Source organism: Solimonas fluminis, assembly GCF_002930645.1.
Classification (GTDB): domain Bacteria; phylum Pseudomonadota; class Gammaproteobacteria; order Nevskiales; family Nevskiaceae; genus Solimonas_A; species Solimonas_A fluminis.
The window spans coordinates 274,352-300,567 of sequence record NZ_PSNW01000001.1 but is presented as its reverse complement, the minus strand read 5'-3'; the positions used below and the strand labels follow the sequence as shown (position 1 = coordinate 300,567).

22 protein-coding genes are annotated in these 26,216 nt (G+C 68.9%); 8 read left to right on the top strand and 14 right to left on the bottom strand.

What is annotated here, in order from left to right; all coding sequences use genetic code 11:
* Positions 1-2: 2 nt before the first annotated feature.
* Positions 3-2,444 carry a DUF1631 family protein gene (locus C3942_RS01470; RefSeq protein ID WP_104228556.1) on the bottom strand — a complete coding sequence of 814 codons (2,442 nt, stop codon included), beginning with the start codon at positions 2,442-2,444 and terminating at the stop codon, positions 3-5.
* Positions 2,445-2,754: 310 nt separating this feature from the next.
* On the opposite strand from C3942_RS01470, the gene C3942_RS01465 reads away from it, so the two are divergent.
* Positions 2,755-3,063 carry a hypothetical protein gene (locus C3942_RS01465; RefSeq protein ID WP_104228555.1) on the top strand — a complete coding sequence of 103 codons (309 nt, stop codon included), beginning with the start codon at positions 2,755-2,757 and terminating at the stop codon, positions 3,061-3,063.
* On the opposite strand, the gene C3942_RS01460 is transcribed toward C3942_RS01465, so the two are convergent.
* Both C3942_RS01460 and C3942_RS01455 read right to left on the bottom strand, forming a co-directional pair.
* Positions 3,060-3,728: a transglutaminase-like domain-containing protein gene (locus C3942_RS01460; RefSeq protein ID WP_104228554.1), complete on the bottom strand. Its 669-nt coding sequence runs from the start codon at positions 3,726-3,728 to the stop codon at positions 3,060-3,062. The two genes, C3942_RS01465 and C3942_RS01460, sit on opposite strands and share 4 nt — an antisense overlap.
* 18 nt (positions 3,729-3,746) lie before the next feature.
* Positions 3,747-4,658 (bottom strand): pseudouridine synthase, encoded by a 912-nt coding sequence (locus C3942_RS01455; RefSeq protein WP_104228553.1) that lies wholly within the window; start codon positions 4,656-4,658, stop codon positions 3,747-3,749.
* A gap of 335 nt (positions 4,659-4,993) precedes the next feature.
* On the opposite strand from C3942_RS01455, the gene C3942_RS01450 reads away from it, so the two are divergent.
* The gene (locus tag C3942_RS01450; protein WP_104228552.1) at positions 4,994-6,202 is read left to right on the top strand and encodes a GGDEF domain-containing protein; all 1,209 of its coding nucleotides are present in this window, start codon (positions 4,994-4,996) and stop codon (positions 6,200-6,202) included.
* Between the two features lie 5 nt (positions 6,203-6,207).
* On the opposite strand, the gene C3942_RS01445 is transcribed toward C3942_RS01450, so the two are convergent.
* From C3942_RS01445 to C3942_RS01430, 4 genes are all read right to left on the bottom strand, one after another.
* On the bottom strand, positions 6,208-6,876 hold the full coding sequence (locus C3942_RS01445) for a lysozyme inhibitor LprI family protein (RefSeq protein WP_104228551.1): 669 nt from the start codon (positions 6,874-6,876) through the stop codon (positions 6,208-6,210).
* A 76-nt stretch (positions 6,877-6,952) separates the two neighbouring features.
* A complete protein-coding gene (locus C3942_RS01440; RefSeq protein WP_104228550.1) occupies positions 6,953-7,879 on the bottom strand; it encodes an oxidoreductase in 927 nt (308 codons plus the stop codon).
* An 87-nt stretch (positions 7,880-7,966) separates the two neighbouring features.
* Positions 7,967-8,884, bottom strand: a complete 918-nt coding sequence (locus C3942_RS01435; protein ID WP_104228549.1) for a DMT family transporter — start codon at positions 8,882-8,884, stop codon at positions 7,967-7,969.
* Complete coding sequence (locus C3942_RS01430) at positions 8,881-9,774, bottom strand: dienelactone hydrolase family protein (RefSeq protein WP_104228548.1); 894 nt, start codon at positions 9,772-9,774, stop codon at positions 8,881-8,883. Before C3942_RS01430 ends, C3942_RS01435 begins: the two co-directional genes overlap by 4 nt.
* Positions 9,775-9,871: 97 nt before the next feature.
* Between C3942_RS01430 and C3942_RS01425 the strand changes: the two genes are divergently transcribed.
* Entirely contained in the window at positions 9,872-10,903 is a 1,032-nt protein-coding gene (locus tag C3942_RS01425) for an aldo/keto reductase (RefSeq protein ID WP_104228547.1), read from the top strand.
* Positions 10,904-10,960: 57 nt separating this feature from the next.
* Here C3942_RS01425 and C3942_RS01420 read toward each other — a convergent pair whose 3' ends face one another.
* Positions 10,961-12,622, bottom strand: coding sequence for a choice-of-anchor I family protein (locus C3942_RS01420; protein WP_104228546.1), 1,662 nt, complete (start codon positions 12,620-12,622; stop codon positions 10,961-10,963).
* A 162-nt stretch (positions 12,623-12,784) separates the two neighbouring features.
* On the opposite strand from C3942_RS01420, the gene C3942_RS01415 reads away from it, so the two are divergent.
* Positions 12,785-14,407, top strand: a complete 1,623-nt coding sequence (locus tag C3942_RS01415; protein WP_104228545.1) for a phytoene desaturase family protein — start codon at positions 12,785-12,787, stop codon at positions 14,405-14,407.
* Positions 14,408-14,410: 3 nt separating this feature from the next.
* Here the strand turns inward: C3942_RS01415 and C3942_RS01410 are convergent, their stop codons facing one another.
* The 3 genes from C3942_RS01410 to C3942_RS01400 form a co-directional block, all read right to left on the bottom strand.
* The gene (locus tag C3942_RS01410) at positions 14,411-15,280 is read right to left on the bottom strand and encodes an oxygenase MpaB family protein (RefSeq protein WP_104228544.1); all 870 of its coding nucleotides are present in this window, start codon (positions 15,278-15,280) and stop codon (positions 14,411-14,413) included.
* On the bottom strand, positions 15,281-16,213 hold the full coding sequence (locus C3942_RS01405; protein ID WP_104228543.1) for an NAD(P)H-dependent flavin oxidoreductase: 933 nt from the start codon (positions 16,211-16,213) through the stop codon (positions 15,281-15,283).
* 133 nt (positions 16,214-16,346) lie between these two features.
* Positions 16,347-17,486 carry an acyl-CoA dehydrogenase family protein gene (locus C3942_RS01400; protein WP_104228542.1) on the bottom strand — a complete coding sequence of 380 codons (1,140 nt, stop codon included), beginning with the start codon at positions 17,484-17,486 and terminating at the stop codon, positions 16,347-16,349.
* 117 nt (positions 17,487-17,603) lie between these two features.
* Between C3942_RS01400 and C3942_RS01395 the strand changes: the two genes are divergently transcribed.
* Both C3942_RS01395 and C3942_RS01390 read left to right on the top strand, forming a co-directional pair.
* The gene (locus C3942_RS01395; RefSeq protein ID WP_133164209.1) at positions 17,604-18,623 is read left to right on the top strand and encodes an AraC family transcriptional regulator; all 1,020 of its coding nucleotides are present in this window, start codon (positions 17,604-17,606) and stop codon (positions 18,621-18,623) included.
* Between the two features lie 175 nt (positions 18,624-18,798).
* Positions 18,799-21,000 carry a DUF1302 domain-containing protein gene (locus C3942_RS01390; protein ID WP_133164208.1) on the top strand — a complete coding sequence of 734 codons (2,202 nt, stop codon included), beginning with the start codon at positions 18,799-18,801 and terminating at the stop codon, positions 20,998-21,000.
* 71 nt (positions 21,001-21,071) lie between these two features.
* Here C3942_RS01390 and C3942_RS01385 read toward each other — a convergent pair whose 3' ends face one another.
* From C3942_RS01385 to C3942_RS01375, 3 genes are all read right to left on the bottom strand, one after another.
* Entirely contained in the window at positions 21,072-21,569 is a 498-nt protein-coding gene (locus C3942_RS01385; protein ID WP_104228539.1) for a DUF4442 domain-containing protein, read from the bottom strand.
* 85 nt (positions 21,570-21,654) lie between these two features.
* Positions 21,655-22,077, bottom strand: coding sequence for a hypothetical protein (locus tag C3942_RS01380; RefSeq protein WP_104228538.1), 423 nt, complete (start codon positions 22,075-22,077; stop codon positions 21,655-21,657).
* Between the two features lie 128 nt (positions 22,078-22,205).
* Positions 22,206-23,528, bottom strand: coding sequence for an ABC1 kinase family protein (locus C3942_RS01375; protein WP_243393487.1), 1,323 nt, complete (start codon positions 23,526-23,528; stop codon positions 22,206-22,208).
* A 172-nt stretch (positions 23,529-23,700) separates the two neighbouring features.
* On the opposite strand from C3942_RS01375, the gene C3942_RS01370 reads away from it, so the two are divergent.
* Both C3942_RS01370 and C3942_RS01365 read left to right on the top strand, forming a co-directional pair.
* Positions 23,701-24,948: a serine hydrolase domain-containing protein gene (locus tag C3942_RS01370; protein WP_165797271.1), complete on the top strand. Its 1,248-nt coding sequence runs from the start codon at positions 23,701-23,703 to the stop codon at positions 24,946-24,948.
* 239 nt (positions 24,949-25,187) lie between these two features.
* Positions 25,188-26,213 (top strand): TerC family protein, encoded by a 1,026-nt coding sequence (locus C3942_RS01365; RefSeq protein WP_104228536.1) that lies wholly within the window; start codon positions 25,188-25,190, stop codon positions 26,211-26,213.
* Positions 26,214-26,216 lie beyond the last annotated feature (3 nt).

Here is a 26,216-nt window from a genome sequence, read left to right as displayed (position 1 = left end):
ATTCAGGCGACGAGGGAGCTCGGCGCCGGTTCGGGCGCGGCTGCCGCGTCGGGGCCGGCGCCGTTCTGGTTGTCGGCATGCTGCTGGCGCAGGGCCTGCAGCACCAGCACGGTCTGCGGCGGGATGTCGATGGGCTCGGAGCGGCCTTCCATCAGGTCTTCCAGCAGCTCGTCGGCGGTGACGGTCAGGCCGTTGTGGCCGTCGAACTCGGTGAAGGAGGCGCGCTTCACCTGCGGGAACCAGGAGTTGAGCTTGAGCCAGCGCGTACCCTGGCTGCGGCGGTCGTAGACGCGGAACCAGGCGCCGATGCGCAGCAGCTGTTCCAGCAGCCGCTGCGGCGTCGGCAACTCCAGCGGCAGGCAGGCGATGCCCGCCCCGGCCGCCGCTTCCTCGGCGGCGGACTCGGGTTCTTCCGCGGCAGGTTCGGCGAAGACCGCGGCGATCTCGGCGGCTTCCGCTGCCTCCTCGGCAGAGACCTCGACGCTGCCGGCGACGCTGTCGATGATCGCGTCGGCAATGGCCTCGGCGAGTTCCGCTTCCTCGGCCCGCGCCAGGGGGATATCGGATGCCGCCGCGGGTTCCGCGACCGGGTCGGCGGCCGGCGCCGCCGAAGGGGATTCCGGCGAGGGCTCCGGCGGCGGCAAGGCCTGGGCCTGGATTTCGCGGGCGATCTCGGTGGTGCGGGCCAGGGCCTCGAGCTCGGCTTCGCTGGGCAGGGCCCGTGCCGCGGCCGGATCCGGCACGCGCCGTGGCTGGCGCTTCAGCGTGATCTCCAGGGTGGCCGACAGCGGTTCCCAGTCCGCCGATGCGGCCGGCGCGACGGCGCTGGCGGCGCCGATGCCGGGCGGATCCTGGCGGTTGAAGCCGTCGAGGGCCTGGTCCAGCCCCTTGAGCAGCTCCTGGGCGCGCTCGCGCGGCATGCCCACCGCGGACAGGGACTTGAACAGGTCCACGCGCAGCGTGGCGCGTTCCGCCGGAGTGCGTGCGTTGGGCGATTCCGGATTGAGGGCATGCAGCACCCGGTGCAGCAGCTCCATGCCGTTGCGGTAGACCTGGCTGTCCGGCCCCTGGCGCAGCAGGTGGCTGGCCATCATCGGGCCCCAGCCGCTGCGCAGCAGCGGCCATACCGGATCGGGAAGCTCGGCGGTGGCGGTGCACAGCTCCAGTTCCTGGTCGACCACTTCGCGCACCTTGCGCAGCAGGGCCTTGTGGCGCTCCTGCTGCTGCCGGCCTTGCTCCAGCAGGAAGCCCTCGACTTCGCTGGCGGCCAGCGGCTGCGTTCCCGCCAGCCGCTCGCGCACGGTGGCCGCGGCCAGTTCGGCCTGGCGCAGCACGCGCCGCGCCCAGCCGTCGAAGCGCTGCAGCGCATCCGCGCCGCCGATGCGGGTGTCGCCGGCCATGTCGGCCATGTCGTTGATCAGCACGCGCACCGGGTGCTGCCGGTTGGTGAAGAACGAGGCGTCGGCGAGCGCCGCCTTGATCGCGGGGAAGCGGAAGGCCTCGATCAGCGGGTGCAGGCGCTGGGGAATCTGCGGATCGTCGAGGATCTCGTCGATCATGCGGCCGACCAGGCTGGCGCGCTGCTTCATCAGCCGCGTCTGCGGCAGGTCGAAGCCGGCGGCGGCCTGGCCCTGCAGGGCCTGAAGCAGCAGCTGCGCGAGGTCGGCGTCCGAGAAACCGGCGCTGAAGTCCGGCAGGAAGCCGGACAGGGCCGGGCCCTGTTCTCCCGGCAGCAGCGATTCGCCGTTCTGCACCTTCTGCAGCATGCTGGCGGTGGCGCGGTCGGAGCTTTCGGCGGAACGGCCGCGGCGCGGTGCAGGCAGGATGCCGCGGCGTTCGCAGTGGGCCAGGGCCTCGGCATAGACCGGCCGCAGCTTCGCCAGCACGGTCTGTTCGAACAGGCGGTTCAAGGCGCCGCGAGCCGTGCTGCCGTCGGGCAGGGCGCCCACGGCCGTGGCGAAGGCCTCGCAGAGGCCCAGCGGCGTCAGGCTGCCTACCGGCGGGAAATCCGGAAGCAGGCCGCGCAGGGTGTCGAAGCGGCCGGACAGATCCTGGATCTGTGCCGCGCAGCTGCTGCCGGCGCGCGCCGCCATGTCGGTGAGGCGGATGCTGTCCTCCACCTCGTCATTGCCGCGCAGCGCCAGCTGCTGGGCGCGGGTGTCGCGGGCGGTGGCGGGGTGCAGGCGGCGCTGCAGGGCCTCGCGGAAATGGGTGGCCAGGGTGCCGCGCGCGGTTTCGCTGCGCAGCAGGTGGCGTGCGTTGAGGAAGCCCGGCAACTGCGTCGGGGGGCTGCTGCGCGCCAGTTCGAACAACAGGCTGTCCGCGCCCTGCATCATCGCCTGCAGGCGGCCTTCCATCTCGGCCAGCAGCGACTCGCGCAACTCGCCGAGCAGGGCTGCGGCGTCGGCGGCGGTCGGTGCCCCGCGCGTCTGCGGCTCAGCCATGGTGCAGGGCCTTCCCGGAACGGGAGCGTGCGGCGCGGGTGATCGCCGGCACAGGGTCCGTGGCACAGGACTCGTCGATGATGTTCATGATCCTCTTGCCCGGCGCTTGTTTCGCCCGGCTCACCCCGCAACCCCGATGGCGCGCGCTGCGTGGCGCACGTCTCTCACCCCGGCGCATTTAAACCCAAGAGCCGACCCCGCCGGTATAGGAATCGGCCTACACCAGTATGAACCGCGGTTCGAGCATGCGGGGCGCCGGCTGTCTGGCACACGGCTTGCGTTGGCTCGCTGAAGACACAGGGGAATCCACATGAGCGCACCATCGCGGAGCAGCCTCAGGGCTGCGGAGCTGGCCTATGCCGTGGCCAACGAACCGGTCCATGACGAACCGCCCCCGGGGTACGGGCACGCGCTGGAGGCCGCGCCGCTGCGGTCCCCCATGCTGCCGGCCACCGGCTTCCAGCTCAGCTGCGTGGGCCTCGGGCTGGCGCTGATCCTGCTCCACTTCGGCAAGATGGGCGGGACCCTGGCGCCACTGCAGCCGGCCAGCCTGGTGATGCTGCCGGGCATGCTGCTCCTGGCGGGGGTCACCGGCTACCTGGCCTGGCGCCGGCGCTAGCGAACGGTTTCCGCGGCGACATCGGCGTCGAAGCTGGCCTGGTCCAGCCGCGGCAGGGTCGGATACAGGCGCTCGAAGTCGGCCCGCATCTCCTGCCAGGGCACGTCCAGATGCTCGCCGCGGAAGGCGAGGTATTCCATGTGCCGGTTCCCGGCCAGGTCGTAGGGGTGGTAGATCGAGTCCTCCCGGCCGTCGAATTCCAGGGGCTTCAGGCGGAAACGCTCGCAGAGCCCGATGTTGAAGGCCGGCGTCGCCTTGACCCATTGGCCGTCGAGCAGGATCGCGGTGTAGCCGTGCCAGTAGAACACGTCGGTCTGCATGGTGCGGCGCATGCGTTCCGTGGAGAGGTGGTTGCGCACGTCGGCGAAGCCCACCTTGGCCGGGATGCCCAGCGCGCGGCAGCCGGCGGCCAGCAGGGCGGCCTTGGTCACGCACCAGCCATGGCCCAGGCGCAGCACGCTGCTGGCGCGCAGGCCCTCCACGCTGACGTCGATCGCGTAGGGGTCGTAGCGGAAGCCGTCGCGCACGGCGTAGTACAGCGACACGGCCCGTTCGCGCGGATCGGCCGTGGGGCCGGCGTGACGGCGGGCGTAGGCCACCACCTCGGGGTGATCGGAATCGACGATCGAGGCGGGCTGCAGGAATTCGGATGCGCTGGAATCCACGGGGGCTCCGGAGGGAAGTCAGTCCGAGGATTCTAGGAGCTGCCTGCGGCTTTCGAATCGTCTGAACCGGCCATCCAGCGGATCGCGGAATTCCAGGCTCCGGGCCAGCAGCTGCAGCGGCCGGCTGAAATCCGCTTCGTCCGCCGGCCGCAACTCGGGGTAGAAATCGTCGTTCAGGATCGGAGCTCCCAGCGCCGCCAGGTGCACGCGCAGCTGGTGCTTGCGTCCGGTGACCGGATGCAGGCGATAGAGGTCCAGCGCGCCGCGGCGCTCGGCGATCTCGATGCCGGTCTCGCTGTTGGGTTCGCCGCCCACCTCGCGCATCAGGAAGAACGGATCTCCCGGTTCCAGCCGGCTGCGGTACCGCAGGGGGAACTCGCGCTGCGGCAGGTGGGGCGCCAGGGCTTCGTAGACCTTCACCACGGCGCGCTGGGCGAACAGCGACTGGTAGCGTCCGCGCGTCCGTTCGTCGACCGAGAACAGCACCAGCCCGGCGGTGCCGCGGTCCAGGCGGTGCAGCGGGGCCAGTTCCGGCAGGTCCAGGCGCCGGCGCAGGCGCAGCAGCAGGGTTTCCTGGAGGTGGCGTCCGGCCGGCACCACCGGCAGGAAGTGGGGCTTGTCGGCTACCAGCAGGTGTTCGTCCCGGTGCAGCAGCTGCGCCTCGAAGGGCACGGGCGTTTCCTGCTCCAGCTCCCGGTAGTAATGCAGGTGGCCGCCGGCGCGGTAGGGGCTGTCCGGCGCCAGCGGCAGGCCCCGGGCGTCGAGCACCAGGCCGCGCGCGAGGCGCGACCGCCAGGCCTCGGCACCGATGCCGGGAAACTGCTCGGCAAGGAAATCCAGCACGCGGTCCCAGCGGCCTTCGGGCAGCTGCACGGTGCTGGCGCCGACGCCGTCGCGCGGCGGGGGTGGGCTGGAGAATCGGTCCGTCACGGCGATTGCGGCATGCCGTCCGCCCCATTGCAGCGGCCGGCCCCGCAGGGCACGCGGGCCTCCAGAAAAGATGAGATCCGTGTCACATTTTCGTGGATCAAATGGAAAATCCTTACTTTCTGGCACTTTCTGAGGGGGAAACCCCCTGAAAAGGGCGCTTTCCGGCTTCCCAATCCCGAACCGCTGGCCCTACCATGGGTTCAGCGACAGTGGGCCAGGGAGACGCAGATGCGGGGCGCGTCCACGTGAACGGGGCTTTTACCAGCCCGGGCGAGACTGCGGAAGATGCTTCCGGGGAAATGCCGCCTCTGCAGGAGGCGCGGCCTGCTGCACCCGTGGAAGATGCCGTCCTGCCGGAGCAGGTGCTCAATCCCGAGGAAATCCGCGCCCTGCGCGACGTCGCCTCCGAGTCGCGCCGCGGCGTGCGCATGCCGGCGCGGCTGGAAGAGGAATTCGAAGCCCACGAGCGGCGCGCGGCCCGCGTCACGCGCATCTGCCTCGGACTGATCCCCGTCTTCAGCTTCGGCACGGCGCCCTTCTGGCAGGACGCGGTCACCGGTACGCCGCCGGAGTTGGTGGTGCTGCTGCTGTGGATCGAACTGGGCATCGTGGTGCCGCTGTTCATCGCGGTGACGCTGTCGCAGCTGCGCCGCGTGGAGTCGGCCATGGCGGAGTTGCTGCTGATGGGCGGCTTCCTGCTGGTGGTCGCCTGCGTGGAACTGATCCGCTATCGCGGGCATGACCTGGGGCACATCGTCGAGCCCTATCTGGTGCTCACCATCCCGGTGGCGGTGGTGACGCTGGCACGCCTGCCGCTGGCGCGCTGCATCGCCTTCGTCGCCGGCTACATCGCCGTGCTGGTGGTGGCCTGGCTGCTGCCCGGCGACTCGCCCGGGCGCGGCACGCAGGAACTGATCCTCGAAGTGCTGCTGCTGGGGACGGCGCTGCTGACCGCCTTCGGCACGCGCCTGTCGTCGCGCCGGCAATGGGCCGCCGGCAAGCTGCTGTCGATGATGGCCTTCCGCGATCCGCTCACCGGGCTGGCGAACCGCCGCGCGCTGGAGGACCGCTACGAGATTGCCTGCCGCACGGTGTCGCGCGGGCAGCAGCGCGGCATGTTCTTCGCGCTGCTGGACATGGACCATTTCAAGAAGGTCAACGACCTCTACGGCCACGAGTACGGTGACGGCGTGCTGGCCGAGCTGGGCCTGGTGCTGGCGCAGTACGCGCGGCGCTCCATGGACATGGCCGCGCGCCTGGGCGGCGACGAGTTCGCGCTGCTGCTGTATGACTGCGACCTCAACGACGGCCGCGAGCGCCTGGCGGAACTGCTGGACACGATCCGCAACCTCGGCATCGAGCATCGCGCCAACCATGCGGCGGTGGTGACGGTGAGCGCCGGCGGCGTCGCGGTGGGACCCAACGTGCCCCTGTCGGATGCCTATCACGCGGCGGATCACTGCCTGTACAAGGCCAAGCATGCCGGCCGCGACAATCTCTACGTGGAAGATCTCGCGGAGAAGGCGGCGCGCCGGAGCCGCTGAGCGGCCTACTGGTTGCCGGCCACCCAGTTGTTCTCCGAGGTGTAGCGGCCGTCGAGCCGCCGGCCGTCCTTGCAGTGCTTCTCGCAGCCGCGGCTGGCGATGCCGATGGCCGTGACGCCGCCGCGTGCGTCGCGCTCCAGCGTGAAGTCGAGCGTGCAGCCGCCTTCGCTCCATTGTGCGTGCTGTTCGTCGTGCAGTCGCGCCAGCAACGGCGCGGCGCCTTCGGCCGGCAGGCGGCAAAGCGCGACGTCCTGTTCGTCCACATGGCTGCGCAGCAGGCGGAAGCTGAATCCGGCCGCGTCCTTCACGGTCAGTTCCAGCCAGCCGGGCTCGTTGGTCTTGTAGCTGTCGCTCCAGGCCTCTTCCCATGCGCCGCGCAGCGAGGCGATCTGGTCGCGGTACTGCTGCTCGACCTCCGCCGCCGGGCAGCCCTTGGCGCAGCGCGAGCGCAGCACGCCGTTCCAGTCCTTCTGCTGGCCGCGCAGGGCATTGCGGTCCAGCACCAGCGCCAAGCGCTGCCTGAAGGCCAGGGCCAGGTCCTCGTCGAGCTTCGACAGCGTGGGGTTGGCGCAGACCAGCCTTTCCACCGCATGGCTGGCCTTGGCGCAGTCGAAGCTGGCGGCGCCGGCCTGCAGGGGCAGGGCGGCCAGCAGCAGGAGGATCGCGATACGCATGGGCACTCCTTGTGCGGGGCGGCCCGCCGATTGGAGCGCGGGTGCTGCCGCCAGGCAAGCCTACTGCGTCACGGAATCAGAGGTAGTGCAAGCCCGTCAGCTCTTCGGAGATCTGCCATAGGCGGGCGCCCAGCGCCGGGTCGCGCGCCTCGGGGCGGCAGCCCACGCGCCTGGGATATCCGATGAACTCGATGAAGCCGTCCGGGCCGATGTAGTCGCCGCTGGCGATGTCCGCCACCGTGGCGGCGAACAGCGTCGGCAGCGCGCCCTGGGCGGCGGACTGGGCGAACAGGCTGTTGCCGATGTTCATGGCCCAGCGCTTCAGCAGCGGCGTCTTGTCCTTGAGGCCGAAGCCGATGTTGGTGGCCGAATAACCCGGGTGGGCCGCGACGGCAAGCAGCGGGCTGCCGGACTTCTCCAGGCGGCGCTGCAGCTCGAAATGGAACATCAGGTTCGCCAGCTTGCTCTTGCCGTAGGCGTCGGCCGGGCTGTAGGGACGGCGTTCCCAGTTCAGGTCGTCCAGGTCCAGGCCCCTGGTGGCGCGGTGGGCGACGCTGGCCACGGTGACGATGCGGCCCTGCGGCGCGGCCTGCAGGGATTCCAGCAGCCGGCCGGTCAGCGCGAAGTGGCCGAAGTGGTTGGTGCCGATCTGCATCTCGAAGCCGTCGCGGGTCTTCTGGAAGGGCAGGTGCATCACGCCGGCGTTGTTGCACAGCAGGTCCAGCGAGGCGTAGCGGGCCTTGTAGCCGTCGGCGAAGGCGCGGATGGAGGAAAGGTCCGCCAGGTCCAGGGCCAGGGCTTCCACCCGGCTGCCGGGGGCGCGGCGCTGCACCTCGGCCACGGCGGCGCTGGCGCGGCCGGGATCGCGGCAGGCCATCACCACGTCGGCGCCGGCCCGCGCCAGCTCCGCCGCCGTTTCGAGGCCCAGGCCGCTGTTGGCGCCGGTGACCACCGCGCGCTTGCCGGCCAGGGCCGGGATGTCCTTCGTCGTCCACTTCGCCATCGATGAATCCGCCGCCGCTGAATGATGAGCCGCGATTCTGCCTCAATGCTGCGATGCAGCATTCGTCCGCATGGCGTAGTGACGGGCCTACCGGCCCGCCTGGCGCAGCGACAGGAGCAGCATGCCGGCCATGACCAGGCCGGTGCCGGCCAGCTGCAGCGGGGTGACCGGCTCGCCCAGCAGCCACCAGGCCAGGAACAGGGTCGAGACCGGGCCGATCATGCCGGCCTGGGCCGAGGGGCCGGCACCGATGCGGCCGACGCTGATCATGGTCAGGAACACCGGCAGCACGGTGCAGAGGCTGGCGTTGAGCAGCGACAGGCGCCACACCGGCAGGGTCTGCGCGAACAAGCCCGGCAGGGGCCGCAGCAGGGCGTACTGCAGCAGGCAGGCCGCGGTGGAGACGGTCATCGCCAGGGCCACCAGGCGCAGCGAGCCGACGCGGGCGATCAGCTCGCCGGACAGCAGCAGGTAGATCGCATAGGAGATCGCCGCGCCCGCCACCAGGGCGCTGCCCAGGGCCACGCGCGGTCCGCCCAGGTTCACGTCGTGCCAGAACACCAGAACGATGCCGGCATAGGCGAAGCCCAGCGACAGCCATTGCCGCCGGCTGACGCCGCGCCCCAGAGCGAACAGGCCGATCAGCAGCACGAAGCTCGGCGTCAGGAACAGGATCAGACGCTCCAGGCCGGCGCTGACGTACTGCAGGCCCAGGAAGTCGAGCATGCTCGACAGGTAGTAGCCGAGCAGTCCGAGCAGGGCGATGCGGCCCAGGTCGCGGGCGCCGAGCCGCGGCTGCCGCCGCCAGGTCCACGCCGCCACCGCCAGGAACACCGGCAACGACAGCAGCATGCGCAGGGCGATCAGCGTCACCGCGTCGATGCCCTCGCGGTAGAGCAGCTTGGCGATGACCGCCTTGGCGGAGAAGAACACCGCGCCGGCGATGGCCAGCGCCAGCCCGGCGAGCCAGGCGCGGCGCTGGCCGGCGTCGTCCCGGGTGCTCAGGCGCCGTGCTCCCTGAACCAGTCGCGCGTCAGCTTCCAGGCATAGCTTGCGGCGGTAGCGTCGTAGGTCGGGCGGTAGTCGGCGTGGAAGCCATGGTCCACGCCGGGGAAGACCAGGATCTTGGAGCCGCTGCCGGACTGCACCAGTTGCTTCTGCATCTGGTCCACCTGCGGCAGCGGGATGTAGGCGTCACCGGCCGCGTAGAGGCCCAGCACCGGCACCTTCAGCGTGCTGCCGATGTCCAGCGGGTCCTGCGGCTTGATGTCGGACTTCATGCCGCTGAGCAGGCCGTAGTAGGCGACGCCGGCCTTCACCTTCGGGTTGTGCGCGGCGTAGAGCCAGGTGGTGCGGCCGCCCCAGCAGAAGCCGACGATGCCGACGCGCGCGGTGTCGGCGCCCTCGGCCTTGCCGGCCCAGGCGACGGTGGCGTCGAGATCGCTCATCACCTGCTCGTCCGGCACCTTGGAGACCACCTGCTGCAGGATCTGGCCGATGTCGGTCATCTTGGAGACATCGCCCTGGCGCGCGAACATCTCCGGCGCCACCGCGCAGTAGCCGAGCTTGGCCAGGCGGCGGCAGACGTCCTGGATGTGCTCGTGCACGCCGAAGATCTCCTGGATCACCAGCACGACCGGGTAGTGGCCCTTCTTTGCCGGGCGCGCGCGGTAGGCGGGAATCCGGCCGTCGGGCACGTCGATCTCCACGGCGCCGGCCACCAGTCCCTTGGCATCGGTCTTGATGGCTTGCGCCAGCACCGGGCTGCTGGCCAGGGCGAAGCCGCTGGCGAGCGTGGTGACCAGGAAGCCGCGGCGCGTGAAGCCGCCGTTGGCCGGGGCGATGCGCTCGCCGCTGAAGTCCAGGGGCTTGAGTCCGTATTCATCCAGGTCCATCTGCGTTCCTTGGCGGTGGGGGTGCGCGAACATATGCCCGTCGCCGTGGCGAGGTAAAGTCACAGACCGAAGAAAAATCCCCCGACAGGAGTTCCCGATGGAATACAGGCAGCTCGGCCGTTCCGGCCTCCAGGTTCCCGTCCTCAGCCTCGGCACCGGCACGTTCGGCGGCAAGGGCGAGATGTTCAGCAAGTGGGGCAGCACCGACGTGAAGGAGGCGACGCGCCTGGTGGATGTCTGCCTCGATGCCGGCCTCAATTTCTTCGACACCGCCAACGTCTACTCCGCCGGCGCCTCGGAGGAAATCCTGGGCCAGGCCATCCGCGGCCGTCGCAACGAGCTGCTGGTTTCCACGAAGGCATCGATCCCGACGGGGCCGGGTCCCAACGACCGCGGTGCCTCGCGCCACAACCTCGTGCGGGCCTGCGAGGCCAGCCTCAAGCGCCTCGGGACCGATCACATCGATCTCTACTTCATGCACATCTACGACGCGCTGACGCCCGCCGAGGAAGTGCTGGGCACGCTGGACGACCTGGTGCGAGCCGGCAAGATCCGCTACATCGGCTGTTCCAACTTCTCCGGCTGGCAGGTGATGAAGGCATTGGCCACCTCGGAGCGCCATGGCCTGGGCCGCTACGTGGCCTACCAGGGCTACTACTCGCTGATCGGCCGCGAGTACGAGTGGGAGCTGATGCCGCTGGCGCTGGAACAGGGCCTGGGCAGCATGATCTGGAGTCCGCTGGGCTGGGGCCGCCTCACCGGCAAGATCCGCCGCGGCCAGGCCGCGACCGCAGGCCGCATCGCGCAGGGCGGCGCCGAGGGCGGGCCGCTGGTGGATGACGAGCACCTGTACCGGGTGATCGATGCCATCGACGAGGTCGCGCGCGAGACCGGCAGGAGCGTGCCGCAGGTGGCGCTCAACTGGCTGCTGCAGCGCCCCACGGTCTGCAATCTCGTCATCGGCGCGCGCAACGAAGAGCAGCTCAAGCAGAACCTCGGCGCGGTGGGCTGGAAGCTGAGCGCGGACCAGGTGGCGAAGCTGGATGCGGCGAGCCGCCGGCCGCCCATCTATCCGTACTGGCACCAGGCGGGGTTTCCCGACCGCATTCCGCAGCCGACGCCCTGGTGAGCCCCGGCAGCGAAAAGCCCCGCCGAGGCGGGGCTTTTCGCTGAAGCGCGGTGGATCTCAGTTGTTCTTCAACTCGATCACGTCGATCTGGTAGATCGCGGTGGTGCCGCTGACCTCGTTGCCCACGGCCAGCAGGGGTTTGCCGTTGGGGCTGTTGGCGGCCGGGATGAAGGCGAGGCCCTCGGGGCCGAGGTCGCCGGCGGCGGCACTGCTGACCTGTGCCGTGAAGTCGCGCGGGTTGATGTACTGCACGAAGCGGGCGTTCTGCGGATTGCTGATGTCGTAGACCATCACGCCGCCGATGCGTTCCAGGCCGATGAAGGCGAAGCTGCGGCCGGAGATCTTGCCCAGCACGACGCCCTCGGGTTCGGGGCCCTTGTTGTCGCTGCGGTCGTCCTGGTTGTTGTTGTCGTTGCTGGCGTTGAAGAACAGCGGGCTGCGCTGGGCCACGATGCGCTCGAACTCCGAGCCGCTGTCGTAGACCTGCTGGCCGTCTTCGTTCCAGATGCTGAACGAGCGGCCGCCGAGCACCAGGATTTCCTGCAGTTCGCCGGCCTGGTTGGTCTTGGCGCCGAAGGGCGTGATCGTCAGGCGGCCCAGCACCGACGAGGTCTTGAGGGTGGCGGCGTCAGGGAAGATCGCCGGATCGAGGACGATCGAGTTGGCGCTGAGGCGCTTGGTTTCCTCGCCGGGGATGAAATCGTTGCGGTCGTCGCCTTCGTTGGCGGTGACGTAGTAGGTCTTGCCGTTGTAGGCGTAGGCGGCGATGGCGTCCGGCTGGTAGAGCCCCTTGATCGGCCAGTTGCGGATGTCGATGCGCGGACCGTTGCCCGGACCGTCGCGGTCGTTGGCATCCAGCTCGTTGCCGATCAGCGAATGATCCTTGCGGCCGAAGGACTTGATGCGCGTGATCGTCGGCGCCGCCAGGTTGCCGATGTTCAGGACGGCCTGGGCATTGGCCTCCTGCAGCGTCACCCAGGCGGTCTTGCCATCCGGGGCGACGGCGATGTACTCGGGTTCCAGGTCCTGGGCCACGCTGGCGCCGGGGCCATAGATGCGCACGCCGTCGGCGACCAGCTTGGCCTTTTCGGCATCACTGTTGAAGGCCGAGAAGTCGATGGTCTGGACCGTGGGTGTGGCAATGGTGGCGACATCAATGACGCTGACCGAGCCGACCGGGTCGATGGTGTAGCCGGCGTTGGGCTCGCCCTCGTTGGCCACCAGGACGGCCTTGCCGTCCGGGGTGAAGGTCAGCATGTCGGGCAGGGCGCCGACCGTGACCTCGGAGATCTTCGCCAGGGTCGCGGCGTTGTAGAACTCGACCTTGCCGTTGTCGGTCTTGACCGGCGCCTGGATGGCGACCGCCACCACGCCGTTGGAGACGGCGACGCTGTTGGCGCTGCTGCCGCCGCTGATCTGGATGGTGCTGAGCTTGGCCGGAGCGGCCGGGTTGGCCAGGTCGAGCACGTCGATGCTGACATCGGCGGCGTTGACCACGAACAGGCGCTTGGAGCCCGGGTCGAAGGCCACGATCTCGGCGGCGCCCTCGGCGAACCGGCCGGAGGCATAGTTGCCGATCTTCGACAGGTTGAGCAGCACGTCGCCCAGGCCCGGCGTGCCGTTGCTGCCGTTGCTGCCGTTCTTGCCATCGTCGCCCTCGCAGGCCGCCAGGCCCAGGGCCAGCGTGGACGCGAGCAGCGTCAGTGCAAAGCGCTTCATTCGGTAATCCCCATTTTCTTGAGTGCAGGAAGAACCCGGAAACCTAGGGCGGCCGGATGACGATCCGGTTACCGCCGGATGTCAGTTCGGTTTCGGACTGTCAGGGACGCCATGGCGGGGCGGGCGGGGGCAGGCTATAAGGCGGCAGCAGAGGGGAACGGCATGAAAAGAACAGGCAAGCGCTACCGTCCGGGGCGCGCCGCGGCGCAGTACGACGTCATCGTGATCGGCTCGGGCATCGGCGGGCTCTGCTGTGCCGCGCTGCTGACCCGGCTGGGACGCAAGGTCTGCGTGCTGGAGCAGCACTACACCGCCGGCGGCTTCACGCACTCCTACGAGCGCGAGGGCTACGAGTGGGACGTGGGCGTGCACTACATCGGCGAGGTGCACAAGCCGCATGCGCCCCTGCGCCGCATCTTCGACGTGATCTCCGACGGCAAGCTCGAGTGGGCGCCGATGGACGCGGTCTATGACCGCATCATCATCGGCGACAAGCACTACGACTTCATCGCCGGCCGCGAGAACCTGATGGCGGAGCTGAAGCGCCATTTCCCGGCGGAGGAAGAGGCCATCGACCGCTACTTCGCCCTGGTGGCCAAGGTCAGCCGCAGCATGCAGGCCTACTTCGCCGGGCAGGCGATGCCGCCGCGGCTGGCGCGGCTCTACGAGAAGGTCCGTCCGCTGCGCGTGCCGCGCGAGTGCTTCATGAGCACGCGCGAGGTGCTGGAAGGCCTGACGCAGAACCAGGATCTGATCGCGGTGCTGACCGGCCAGTGGGGCGACTACGGCCTGCCGCCTCGCGACGCGGCCTTCATCATGCACGCCGCGGTCACCAAGCATTACTTTGCCGGCGGCAACTATCCGGTGGGCGGCTCCTGGAAGATCGCCGACACCATCATTCCCGTGATCCGCGCCGGCGGCGGCGAGGTCTTCACCTATGCGCGGGTCAAGCAGATCCTCGTCGAGGACGGGCGTGTCGGCGGCGTGGAGATGGAGGACGGCAGCCGCATCGCCGCCAGGTCGGTGGTCAGCAGCGCCGGCGCCCGCCTGACCTTCGAGCGCCTGCTGCCCCAGGCCGAGCGCGCGCGCCACGGCTATCCGCGGAAGCTGCGCGAGGTGAAGCCATCCTCGGGCCACCTGTGCATTTACGCCGGCTTCAGGGGCAGCGCGCAGGAGCTGGGCCTGCCGCGCACCAACCTCTGGGTCTATCCGGACGCGGACCACGAGGGCAACACCGAGCGCTTCCTGGCCGACCCGCAGGGCACGCTGCCGATGCTGTACATCTCCTTCCCCTCGGCCAAGGACCCGGACTGGGACAAGAACTACCCGGGCAAGAGCACGGTCGAGGTCATCACCCTCGGACGCTACGAGTGGTTCGAGCAATGGGCCAAGGAGACGTGGAACCAGCGCGGCGCCGACTACGAGGCGCTCAAGGCGCAGTTCACCGAGCGCCTGCTGGAAGGGCTGTACCGGCAGATGCCGCAGCTGCGCGGCAAGCTGGACTACGTGGAACTGTCCACGCCGCTGTCGACCGAGTACTTCGGCATGTACGACCGCGGCGAAATCTACGGCCTGGACCATGACCTGCGCCGTTTCGAGCAGAAGTGGCTGCACCCGGTGACGCCGGTGAAGGGGCTCTACCTTACCGGGCAGGACGTGGTGACCGCGGGCGTCGGCGGCGCGCTGCTGGGCGGTGTGATGACCACGGCCGCGATGATGGGCGGCAAGGCGGGGCAGGTATTCAAGCTGCTCAAGCAATGGCAGCCGGCGTCGCGCCCGCAATGATCGCTAGACCAGCGGCAGTCCCTTGCGCATGCGCCGCCGCAGGTCCCATATCGCCAGCGTGAACGGCAGCTGGCGGATGAAGCGGGGCAGGCGGCGGTTGAGGCGCGCCAGCCCGGCCAGCCGCCGCTCGAAACCCTGCTGCTGCGACGGTCCCCAGGGGAAGCGCATCAGCTCGCGCAAGGCCGGCGGCAGGAAGCCCGTGGTCATGAAGCGCCCCCGTCCGCCGCCCAGTGCCGGCGGCAGGAATCTGCGGTCGGCGATGTCGGTCAGGTAGCGGCGCACCGGCTCGTCCATTTCGAGCGTCCTCAGGCCCTCTTCCCAGTAGCGCCGGAAGGCGTCGAGGTCGGCCGGCCACATGCCGGGGCGGACCTGCAGCGTGGTGCCGATGGGCTCGGCCAGTCGATAGAACGCCTCGGCCTGCTCGCGTGTCATCGGGCCCTGCAGCTTTTCGTGGGCGTCGACAAAACCCCAGTAGATGCAGGCGGCCACCCAGAGCTGCAGGTTCGGATCGAAGGCCCTGTAGGCCACCGGCGATTCGGCGGTGGAGTGAACCTGCGCATGCTGCCGGTTGACGGCCTGGCGGTAGGCCAGCTTTTCCGCGGTGCTGCCGAGCAGGGCGACCGCCAGGTAGGTCACCGTGGTGCGGAAACGCTTGAACGGATGCCGGAAGATGTTGCCGCTCTCGACGCGGCTCTCCAGCACGCCGCGGCCGACCGGCAGGCACGAAAGCTGCAGGATCACGTTGGCGCCGCCCGCGATCAGCGCCAGGCCGTCGAGGATGCCGGGGAAACGGCGGTCCCATTCGCGCGGCGTCAGCGGCGCGGGCCACTGCGTCTGCAGCGGCGCCGCGCGGGCCGGGCTGTCGCCGTCCATTCAGGAGCCGCCGAGGCGCCGGCAGGTGTCGCGGTACTCCTGCACCATCCGCTCGCAGAGCTCGCCCGCCGGCGGCAGGTCGGTGATGGCGCCGGTGCCCTGGCCGGCCGACCAGATGTCCTTCCAGGCCTTGCCGGCGGACAGCTCGGTGCCGAAGTCCACCTCGGTCTTGGGCTTGAGGCGGTCCGGGTCCAGGCCCGCACGGACGATGGAGGGACGCAGGAAGTTGGCCGGCACGCCGCTGATGTGCGGGGTATAGACGATGTCGGCGGCGCGGGCTTCGAGCAGCATCTGCTTGTAGGCCTCCGGGGCGCTGGCCTCCTGCGTGCCGATGAAGCGGGTGCCGATGTAGCCGAAGTCGGCCCCCAGGGCCTGCGCCGCGGCGATGCCGGCACCGCTGCCGATGCAGCCCGACAGCGCGATGTAGCCGGAGAACAGGGAGCGGATCTCCGGCACCAGGGCGAAGGGATTGATGGTGCCCGCATGGCCGCCGGCACCGGCCGCCACGGGGATCAGGCCGTCGACGCCGGCCTGCGCCGCCTTCTCGGCGTGTCGCAGGCTGATGACGTCGTGGAACACCAGGCCGCCGTAGCTGTGGACGGCCTCCACCACCTCGGCGGCGGCGCCCAGGGAGGTGATCACCAGCGGTACCTGGTGCTTGACCACCTCGGCCAGGTCCGCCTGCAGGCGGGGATTGGTCTTGTGCACGACCAGGTTGACGCCGTAGGGCGCGTCCTGCGGTCCCAGCGTGGCCTTCAGCTCGTCCAGCCATTCGACGAAGCCGGCGGTGCTGCGCTGGTTCAGCGCGGGAAAGGTGCCGACCACGCCGGCCTTGCAGCAGGCGGCAACCAGCCGGGGGTTGGAGACCAGGAACATCGGGGCGGCGATGGCGGGGACGCGGACGCGGCCTTTCCAGGATTCGGGCATGCGCATGCTTGGTTTTCCTCACAAGGGTTGTGGTCCGCTCGCCCTGAGCCTGTCGAAGGGTGAGCGGACCCTTCGATGGTACGGCGAGCAGGCCGTTCATGCTTCGACAGGCTCAGCACGAACGGTCTTCGGGGTGGGCTCAGTCGAGGATCGAGCGGGCGACGATTTCCTTCATGATCTCAGAGGTGCCAGCGAAAATCCGGTTGATGCGCTCGTCCTGGTACATGCGGCAGATCGGGTATTCGTCCATGTAGCCGGCGCCGCCATGCAGCTGCACGCCCTCGTCCACGGCGCGGCCGTAGACCTCGCTGGCGAAGAGCTTGGCGCGGGCCGCGTCCTCGGGGCTCAGCTTGCCCTCGTTGTGCACCTCGATGCAGCGGTCGATGAAGGTTTGCGCGACCTCGATCTCGGTGTCCAGGGCGGCCAGCTTGAAGCGGGTGTTCTGCATCTTGGACAGCGGCTTGCCGAAGACCTTGCGGTTGCGCACGAATTCGCGGGTGACGTCCACCGCGGCGCGTGCCGCCACGACATTGCCGGTGGCGGAGAGCAGGCGTTCCTCGGCCAGGGCGTGCATCAGGTGGTAGAAGCCCTTGTTGACCTGGCCCAGCACGTTGGCCTTGGGCAGCTTCACGTCGCGGAAGAACAGCTCGGCGGTGTCCTGCGACTTGAGGCCCATCTTCTTCAGGTTGCGGCCGCGCTCGAAGCCCTCCATGCCGCGCTCGACCAGGAACAGGGTCATGGCATGCGGGTTCTCGGGATGGGTCTTGGCGGCGACGATCACCAGGTCCGCCAGGATGCCGTTGGAGATGTAGGTCTTGGAGCCGTTGAGCAGCCAGTGGTCGCCCTGGTCCTCGGCGCGGGTCTTGGTGGCGGAGATGTCGGAGCCGGCATCGGGCTCGGTCATGGCCACGGCCAGGATGGTCTGGCCGCTGATGATGCCCGGGAAATACTTCTGCTTCTGTTCCTCGGTGCCGAAGGTCCCCAGGTAGGGTGCGATCAGGCGGCTGTGCACGGTCATGAAGAAGCCGGGGTCGCCGTGCAGCACGTTTTCCTCGATCAGGATCTGCTCGTAGCGGAAGTCCTTCAGCCCCAGGCCGCCGTACTTCTCGTCGGCCCACATGCAGAGGTAGCCCGCCTCGCCGGCCTTGAGGAAGGCCTCGCGGTCGACGATGCCGGCTTCGCGCCAGCGCTCGGAGTGGGGGCGGATCTCGGTCTGGAAGAACTTCCGGGCGTTGTCCCTGAAGAGCTCCATCTCGGCGTCGAGTGGCTTGCGCTGCATGCTGTGGCCTCTTGTGAATTCATGGTTTCCGGGCGATGGGCGGCATTGTTCCGCGGCGGCTTTCCGTAGAATTGACCGCTCGACGCCAACCGATTGACCGCAGACCGCCAAGCCGCCGTGATCCTCCCCCCGGAAACGCCCACGCTGACCATGGCCTACTGCCGGGTGCTGACCGACTGGCTGCAGTCGCGCGGCCAGTCCCTGGGGCCGGTGCTGGCGGCGCTGGACGTGTCCGAGGCCATGCTCGCGGACCCGGACCGCCGGGTGTCGCGGCTGCGCTTCAATGCCGCCCTGGAGCGGGCCATCGAGCAGACCGGCGACCCCTTCGCGGGCCTGCATGCGGGCGAGCAGGTGCGGCCGGCACACTACGGCGTGGTGGGCTACATCATGATGAGCTGCGACACCAGCCGGCAGGTGATCGCCACCCACCAGCGCTGGAACCAGCTGGTGATGCGCGGGGTGGAGGTGGACTACGAGGAAACCGGCGACCGCCTGCTGCTGCGGGAGACCCTGCCGCCGCTGCCGGGGCTGCTGACCCGGCCGGCCGGGGAATGCCTGGCCGCTTCCATGCTGAGCTTTGCCCGCTGGATCTTCGGCCAGCAGTTCAGGCCGCTGGAGATGAGCTTGCCCTATCCCGAGCCGGGGCGGCTGGACGAGTACCGGCGTGTCTTCGGCTGCCCGCTGCGCTTCGATGCGCCGGGCTTCAGCCTGTCGATCCACAACGGCCTGCTCGACCGCCCCCTGCCGCAGGCCGACCCGGAACTGCGCCAGATGATGGAGGCCCGGGCCGAGCGCCAGGCCCGGGAGTTGGGCCTGGAGGCGGATCCCTTCGTGGTGCAGCTGCGGGCGGCCATCGGCCGGCTGCTGCCCCAGGCCGTGCCGGAGATGGAGGACGTGGCCGCGGCCCTGAACATCTCCAGTCGCACCCTGCAGAGGCGCCTGCAGCAGCGCAACAGCCATTTCAAGGCGGCGCTGGACGACATGCGCCGGGACCTGGCCCTGGGCTATGTGCGCGACCCGCAGCTGTCCCTGGTGGATATCGCCTTCCTCCTGGGCTTCTCGCAGCAGAGCGCCTTCAACCGGGCCTTCCGGCGCTGGACGGACAGCACGCCGGGCGCCTACCGGGACGCCCTGTAGGCCGGGCTGCCGGACGCCACCCAGGGCCGCCCGCGGCTTGTGGACAGGGGTTTGCCTGAATGACAGGGGTGGCGGTTGTCCCAATCAGTGACACCTGCCATTGACCGATGGTAGCGTCCATGCAGGACGGCCCTGCCGTTCCCATAAAAAAGCTGTTCCGCGTCGGGAGGAAAACGTGAAGAAACTGCTTTGGGCCGCGCCTTTGCTGGCTCTGACATCGCTGTCTGCGTCCGCCCTCGAAGGCGAGTTCTACGGCTTCGACATGCAATGGAAGACCATGCTGTCGATCGGCGCCCAGGTCCGCATGCAGGACCGCAGCAGCGAGCTGATCGGCAAGACCAACATCCCGGGGCAGCAGAACCTCTGCGCGGCCGACGACTGCCTTTCGCTCAGCGGCGATCCGGGCCCGAACCAGCGCCTGGTCGATGCCAAGGGCGCCTTCTTCGGCGCCAACGGCGACGACGGCAACCTGAACTACGACAAGGGGGACATCGTCGCCGCCCTGGCCAAGATCAATACCGACCTGACGCTGCGCAAGGGCGACTGGCTGGCCCGCGTCCACGCGCTGGGCTTCTACGATCCGGTCAATGCCGACTTCACCCAGTATCACCCCAACACCCTGTACCAGCCGGAGCACGACAAGCGCCCGGGCGACGCGGTGGACCGCTACGCGCTCGGCACCGAGCTGTACGAGGCCTTCCTGCAGTACAACTTCAGCTGGGGTGAGAGCCGCGAGGGCGCGCTGACGGTCGGCAGCCAGATCGTGCGCTGGGGCGAGTCCACGCTGCTGGCCCTGAACAGCATCAGCGAGATCAATCCTCCGAGCTACCGCAGCCTGCACGCGCCGGGCTCGGAGATCAACGAGGTGTTCAAGCCGGTGCCGGCGGTGGTGCTGTCCACCAGCCTGACCGACGATGTCTCCATCGAGCTGTTCTACCAGCTGCAGTGGAAGCCGGCCGAGGTCGATCCCGCGGGCAGCTTCTTCTCCTTCACCGACTTCATCGGCGGCCGCGGCCTGACCGCCAACGTGTCCCTGGGCCAGTTCCCGGAGGACCCGGACCAGCAGTTCCAGTTCAACAATGCCGACCTGCGCCTGCTGAGCAGCTCCACGCTGACGGTGCCGGTGCGGGAGCGCTCGCCGCGCGACGACGGCCAGTACGGCGTCAAGCTCAGCCACTTCGCCGACTGGCTCAACAACGGCACCGAGCTGTCGCTGTTCTTCCTGAACTACCACAGCCGCCTGCCGTACGCCTCGATGTACGCCGCGCAGGACTCCTGCGCGCGTGACTCCACCAGCGTCATCGGCGCCTATGTCGACTGCCGCGGCTTCAACGGCACGCTGCCCAACCCGATCTATGGCGAGGGCCTGGAGCCGCTGCCGGCGGATACCGTGCGGGTGGTGGTGGAGTACCCCGAAGACATCCAGATGTACGGCTTCAGCTTCAACACCAACGTCGGCAGCTGGTCGATCGCCGGCGAGTACGCCTACCGGCCCAACCTGCCGGTGCTGATCTCGGTGCAGGACCTGTTCTACGCGGCCGCGCAACCGGCGCTGCCGGCCAACCAGATCGCCTTCACGCAGCTGGTGGACCTGCAGACCCTGGGCAGCCTGGACCTGATCGGCCTGCTGGGCGCGGGCGCCGGCAACCTGCCGGACCTGCTGGCCAACCCGGGCCAGCTCATCGGCCAGTTGGGCGGCGTGCTGGGCGGCCTGATGGAACTGTCCGACGTCACCTTCCCCTCGGCAGCCAACGCCTTCCCGGCGTTCGTCACCAAGTACCGCGGCATCGACCGCGTGCAGGCAGGGCAGTACCTGGAGGGCTGGGAACGCTACGGCGCCGGCCAGTTCGGCGTGACGGCGATCCGCGCGGTGTCCGACATCCTCGGCGCCGACCAGATCATCTTCATCAACGAGGTGGGTTTCACCCACATCGTCGACATGCCGAAGAAGAACCAGCTGCAGTTCGAGACCTTCTATCTCAACTCCACCCATGCCAGCGGCGGCGCCGACGGCACCGGCCAGCCGGGCGGCGAGCCGCCCGCCACCCTGGTGTTCAACCCGACGCAGCAGAAGAAGGGCTTCGCCGACGATTTCGCCTGGGGCTTGCGCAGCCTGATCCGCGGCGAGTTCAACGACGTGATCTTCGGCCTGTCGTTCCGCCCGACGCTGATCCTGGCCTGGGACGTCAAGGGCACCGCGCCGCAGCCCTTCCAGAACTTCGTCGAGGACCGCAAGGAGTTCCAGCTGATCAACGACATCCAGTTCGGCGAGGACTTCGGCATGCGCATGGGCTACACCTGGTACACCGGTGCCGGCGACCGCAACAACTACCGCGACCGCGACAACGCCTCGCTGAGCTTCTCCTACGCGTTCTGAGGCTTGCTCGAATCAAGAAAAGCCCCGGCGGATGCCGGGGCCTTTTTGCCTGGGCCGATCGGAAGGCTGGCTCAGTCCGGGACCATCTGCAGCGTCGCGGGGGCCGGGTCGGGCCGGCGGCGGCGCACGTAGATCGTCTTGCGCACCCGCGCGACCAGCTCGCCGCGCTCGTCGCGGATCTCGACGACGCGCTGCGGCTCGTACTTCTCGCCGCCGGCGGTGCGGGCGCGTATTTCCTCGATCTCCGCCGCGTCCCAGTCGAACACCGCGGTGACGGTGCCGCGGCCCGGCTTGATGAAGTCGATGCTCGCGGCCTTGTCCCAGACCAGGTAGTCCGGGCCCAGCCGGGGCACCAGCATCAGCACGTAGAAGGGATCGCACATGGCATACAGGCTGCCGCCGAAATGCGTGCCGAAGGCATTGGCGTTGTAGAAGCGCCGTTTCATGCGCACCACCAGGCGGCTGTAGTCCGGTGCCATCTCCGCGATGGAGATGCCCGTGCCCCAGAACGGCGGCCACAGGTTCATGACGGTGCGGAAGACGGCGGGGCTGCGGAAGAGTCGGGACATGGATGTCGTCGTTGGTAGCCAGTTCCTGAACCCCTCTCCCGGCGGGAGAGGGGCTTCAAGGCAAGGAGTTCAGCCCTCCATCAGGTCAGCGGGCTGCTTCGGCCGTCAGCACCGGATCGGGCTCGACCGGGTGGATGTAGATGTCGCTGATCCAGCCGGGCTGCTCGGAGTCGCGCACCAGGACCACGTCGGCGTCCTGCGCCCGATGGCTGCTGCGCACGTTGATGATGGAGACGCGGGCCACGCCGCTGACTTCCTGGAAGGCGATGGCACCGAGCTGCTGGTGGGCATCCAGCAGCTCGTCCACGCGCTCGTCGACGCTGCGCTCTTCCAGCGCCCGGGCACTGTAGTTCTGCTGGACGTAGGCGGTGAGGCTGGGGCGGTCGGCGCGGTTGAAGGCCTGGACGAAGGCCTCGACCGGGTCGGTGCTGCCCTCGGCGGCGGCGGGCAGGGCGAGGCTGGCGGCAAGGGCCAGGCTGGCGGTCTGGAGGACGATACGGAAGTTCATGGCAAATCCCCTATGGATGGCGCCCTTTCGAGCTTGGGATCAGCCTAATTCCTGCCTGATTCGACGATAAGCCGGGCTATCGGAACTTTATTCGTGACAAATTGGAATGAATGGATCGGGGGAACCCCTCAGGCAGCCAGGTAGCCCCGTAGCAGGGGGGCCAGGGCGACGTGGGCCTTGAGGCGCACCAGGGTCCAGTAATGGCCCCCGACCATGCGGTCCAGATAAGCGGTCTTCACCGCCGGCTGGAACTGGTCCATGCGCTTGAGCACCTCCGGCCCCTTGGCGGCGGCGGCCTTGTGCATGGTCGAGCTGGCGAAGTCGAAGGGGGCATCGGAGATGAAGGGGCGCATGACGATGCGGCGCCACTCGGCATAGAACGCCCCTTCCACCGGAGCGGAGCCCGGCACGCGGGCGCCCAGGCGGATCAGGCCGATGTCCACGCCGGCCCAGTTCTCGGCCAGCGCCGCCTTCACCGTGTCGCGGTAGGCGGCGATGCTCTCCGGCTCCAGGCGCTTGATGCAGCCGAAGTCGTAGACCACCAGGCTGCCGTCCCGACGGTAGGCGAAGTTGCCGGGGTTGGGATCGGCGTGCACGGCCTGCAGGCCGAACAGCGAGCGGCACATGAAATGGAACAGGCGGATGGCGAGCTGGTTGCGCAGCTCCTGGTCGTATTCGGCGTTGACCGTCTCCAGGTGATCGCCCGGTTCCAGCACCATGGTCAGCACCTGCCGGCCGCTGAGGGATTCCACGATGGAGGGGATCACGACCTGCGGATCGTCCGCGTAGTAGTCGCGGAACAGGGCCATGTTGCGGGCTTCCTGCTCGTAGTCCAATTCCTCGTGCAGGCGCGCGCGGATCTCGTCGAAGAGTTCGTCGAGCACTTCCTTGCCGACCTTGACCAGGCGGGCACTGCGCAGCGCGAACTTGAGCTGGCGCAGGTCGGTGTCGCAGGAGGCCGCCACGCCGGGGTACTGCACCTTGACCACCACCTCGCGGCCATCGTGCAGGACGCCGCGGTGCACCTGGCCGATGGAGGCCGCGGCGTAGGGCTCGGCATCGAGCTCCCGGAACAGTTCCGCCAGCGGCCTGCCCAGCTCGCGCTCGATCTGCTCGCGGATCACCGCGAATGGCATCGGCGGCGCCTCCTTCTGCAGCGTCTTCAGCGGCTCGGCGATCTCGGCGGGCAGGAAGTCGGCGGCCTGCGAGGCGATCTGGCCGAGCTTCATCACGGCGCCCTTGAGTTCGCCCAGCGTCTGCGCCAGCTGTGCGCCGGCGCGGGCATTGAGCTGCTCGCGGGCCTGCTCGCGCTGCTCGGCATTGCGGAAACCGTTGGCGATGGCGTGCCCCGCGTAGCGGCCGGCCAGCGAGGCCGTCATGCCGGCCATCTTCAGGAAGCGTTTCGCACCGGCGGCAGGGCGGGATTCCTCGGGGTCCTTGTTCTTGCTCACGACAGGGAAGGGTAAGGGGGATTGCCGCCGACGATACGCGCCGCGGCGCGACCGGTCCAGTGCCGCAAAGTCAAGGCTTGGAGGGGCGGGATGGCTGGTGCAGACTGGCATCACAAGAAGCCCGCCGCCACGCCTAGCGCCGGGCCGTCATTCCACTGCTCCGGGTATCCGCATGCTCCTTCGCCACAACCGCGTCGCCGTTCCGCGCGACCTGTCCACCGTCACGTCCTATGATCCGGCCGCCGAGACGGACCCGGCCGACGTGGGCCTCAAGCGCAACGCCGCCGAGCGCATCTGGTCGGCGGTGGAGGCGATGTACCGCAGCGGCCTGCACCCGGGCGTGGCGCTCACCGTGCGCCGCGGCGGCCGCGTGATCCTGGATCGCGCCATCGGCCATGCGCGCGGCAATGCGCCGGGCGAGCAGGGCGGGAAGATCCCGCTCACGCCGCAGACGCCGGTCTGCCTGTTCTCCGCCTCCAAGGCGGTGAGCGCCATGCTGATCCACAAGCTGGCGGAGCAGGGCAAGCTCGACATCGACGGCCGCGTCGCCGACTACCTGCCGGAATACGGCAACAACGGCAAGGAGCGCACCACGCTGCGGCAGTTGCTGGCGCACCGTGCGGGCATTCCCGACGTGCCGCTGAAGAACGTCGATGCCACGCTGCTCAACGATTTCGACATGATCGTGAAGCTGCTCTGCGCGTCCAAGCCCAATGCCGCGCACGGCCGCCAGCAGTCCTACCACGCGGTCACCGCAGGCTACATCGCCGGCGCGGTGGCGCAGCGCGTCAGCGGGCGCTCCCTGCAGGAGCTGCTGCGCACCGAGATTGCCGAGCCGCTGGGCTGCAGGTACCTGCGCTACGGCCTGGCGCCGGAGGACCAGGGCAGGGCGGCGCTGAACGCCTTCACCGGGCCGGCGCTGCCGGCGCCGCTGGCCTACGTCGCGCGGCGCGCGCTGTACCTGGACTTCGACGAGGTGGCGGTGCTGACCAACGATCCGCGCTTCATGGAGTCCGTGGTGCCGGCCGCCAACATCTACGCCACCGCCGACGATGCCGGCCGCTTCTACCAGATGCTGCTCGACGGCGGCATCTGGGAAGGCAAGCGGGTGTTCCGCGCCGAGACCATCGCCGAGGCCGTGCGCCCCGCCGGCCCGATCCAGATCGACCGCACGCTGCTGGCGCCGGTGCGCTTCTCGCCGGCCTTCGTGCTGGGCGAGAAGCCCTTCGGACTCTACGGCGCCAACTGCCCGCACGCCTTCGGCCACCTGGGCTTCCTCAACATCATCTGCTGGGCCGATCCGGACCGCGACATCTCGGTGTCGCTGCTGAATACCGGCAAGACGGTGGCGCCGGACAGCCTGCTGGGCGTGGCCCGCGTGCTGGGCGCGATCAGCCGGAATTGCCCGCGCGTGCGCTGAAAAAGCAGGCTGGACAGCATGTTGCGGCACCGGCGGTTGACGCCGGTGCCGGCGCACTGCTGTAATTTACCTACCTCTCACGGGGAGTAGCCGGAGCCTCAACCGCTCCTGCAGTGTCGTCAGCACGGAAAACGGAGTCCTCGTTTCTCCCGGCACTGCGGTCCACGCCTTCGGCGTGTCTCGGCAAGACCGGAACAGGTTTCACACCTGAAATCCGTCCATAAAAGGGTCTTGCCGCCATGGTTTCCGTTGGTAGTCCGCTGTTGTGGTCGCTGTTCGCGGCCTTCGTCGTCCTCGCGCTCCTGATCGACTTCTTCGCCCTCAACCGCCAGGGCGCGCATCGCGTGTCGATGAAGGAAGCCGGCATCTGGACCCTGATCTGGGTCGCGGTCAGCTTCGTGTTCGTGGGCCTGCTGTGGTGGGGCCTGGGCGGCATGGGCGCGGATGCCGCCGCCCGCGCCATGGCCAACGACAAGGCCCTGGAGTTCATCACCGGCTACCTCATCGAGAAGGCGCTGGCGGTGGACAACATCTTCGTCTTCCTGATGCTGTTCACCTACTTCGCGGTGCCGCCCGAGTTCCAGAAGCGGGTGCTGATGCTGGGCATCCTCGGCGCCCTGGTGCTGCGCGGCGTGCTGATCCTGGTGGGCGCCTGGCTGATCGCGCAGTTCCACTGGATCCTGTACGTGTTCGGCGCCTTCCTGCTGTTCACCGGCATCAAGATGTGGTGGGCCGCGGGCCAGGAGCCGGACCTCGACAACAACCCGGCGCTGAACTGGCTGCGCCGCCGCATGAAGATCGCGCCGGACTATGACGGCGAGCGCTTCTTCACCTACAAGGACGGCGTGAAGCTCGCCACTCCGCTGCTGGTGGTGGTGCTGCTGATCGGCATCGTGGACATCGTGTTCGCGGTGGACTCGATCCCGGCGATCTTCGCGATCACCACCGATCCCTTCATCGTGCTGACCTCCAACATCTTCGCGATCCTGGGCCTGCGCGCGATGTACTTCCTGCTGGCCGGCATGCACGAGCGCTTCCACCTGCTGCCCTACGGCCTGGCGATCGTGCTGGTGTTCATCGGCAGCAAGATGCTGCTGATCGACATCTACAAGATCCCGGTGGCCTGGTCGCTGCTGGGTACCGCCGCGATCCTGGGCACCACCATGGTCCTGTCGCTGAAGATCCCGCCGAAGGCGGGCGAGGCGCAGAAGCTGCGTGGTGCCTATCCCTTTGCCAGCAAGGAAAAGAAAGGGGAGCGCGAGTAGCGC

Excerpts from the sequence above, each read along its gene's own strand:
- C3942_RS01365 (WP_104228536.1), top strand. The coding sequence starts at position 25,188 with ATGGTTTCCGTTGGTAGTCCGCTGTTGTGGTCGCTGTTCGCGGCCTTC.
- C3942_RS01440 (WP_104228550.1), bottom strand. The coding sequence starts at position 7,879 with ATGGCGAAGTGGACGACGAAGGACATCCCGGCCCTGGCCGGCAAGCGC.
- C3942_RS01380 (WP_104228538.1), bottom strand. The coding sequence starts at position 22,077 with ATGAACTTCCGTATCGTCCTCCAGACCGCCAGCCTGGCCCTTGCCGCC.
- C3942_RS01425 (WP_104228547.1), top strand. The coding sequence starts at position 9,872 with ATGGAATACAGGCAGCTCGGCCGTTCCGGCCTCCAGGTTCCCGTCCTC.
- C3942_RS01400 (WP_104228542.1), bottom strand. The coding sequence starts at position 17,486 with ATGCAGCGCAAGCCACTCGACGCCGAGATGGAGCTCTTCAGGGACAAC.
- C3942_RS01410 (WP_104228544.1), bottom strand. The coding sequence starts at position 15,280 with ATGGACGGCGACAGCCCGGCCCGCGCGGCGCCGCTGCAGACGCAGTGG.
- C3942_RS01415 (WP_104228545.1), top strand. The coding sequence starts at position 12,785 with ATGAAAAGAACAGGCAAGCGCTACCGTCCGGGGCGCGCCGCGGCGCAG.
- C3942_RS01370 (WP_165797271.1), top strand. The coding sequence starts at position 23,701 with ATGCTCCTTCGCCACAACCGCGTCGCCGTTCCGCGCGACCTGTCCACC.
- C3942_RS01465 (WP_104228555.1), top strand. The coding sequence starts at position 2,755 with ATGAGCGCACCATCGCGGAGCAGCCTCAGGGCTGCGGAGCTGGCCTAT.
- C3942_RS01445 (WP_104228551.1), bottom strand. The coding sequence starts at position 6,876 with ATGCGTATCGCGATCCTCCTGCTGCTGGCCGCCCTGCCCCTGCAGGCC.
- C3942_RS01405 (WP_104228543.1), bottom strand. The coding sequence starts at position 16,213 with ATGCGCATGCCCGAATCCTGGAAAGGCCGCGTCCGCGTCCCCGCCATC.
- C3942_RS01470 (WP_104228556.1), bottom strand. The coding sequence starts at position 2,444 with ATGGCTGAGCCGCAGACGCGCGGGGCACCGACCGCCGCCGACGCCGCA.
- C3942_RS01385 (WP_104228539.1), bottom strand. The coding sequence starts at position 21,569 with ATGTCCCGACTCTTCCGCAGCCCCGCCGTCTTCCGCACCGTCATGAAC.
- C3942_RS01420 (WP_104228546.1), bottom strand. The coding sequence starts at position 12,622 with ATGAAGCGCTTTGCACTGACGCTGCTCGCGTCCACGCTGGCCCTGGGC.
- C3942_RS01430 (WP_104228548.1), bottom strand. The coding sequence starts at position 9,774 with ATGGACCTGGATGAATACGGACTCAAGCCCCTGGACTTCAGCGGCGAG.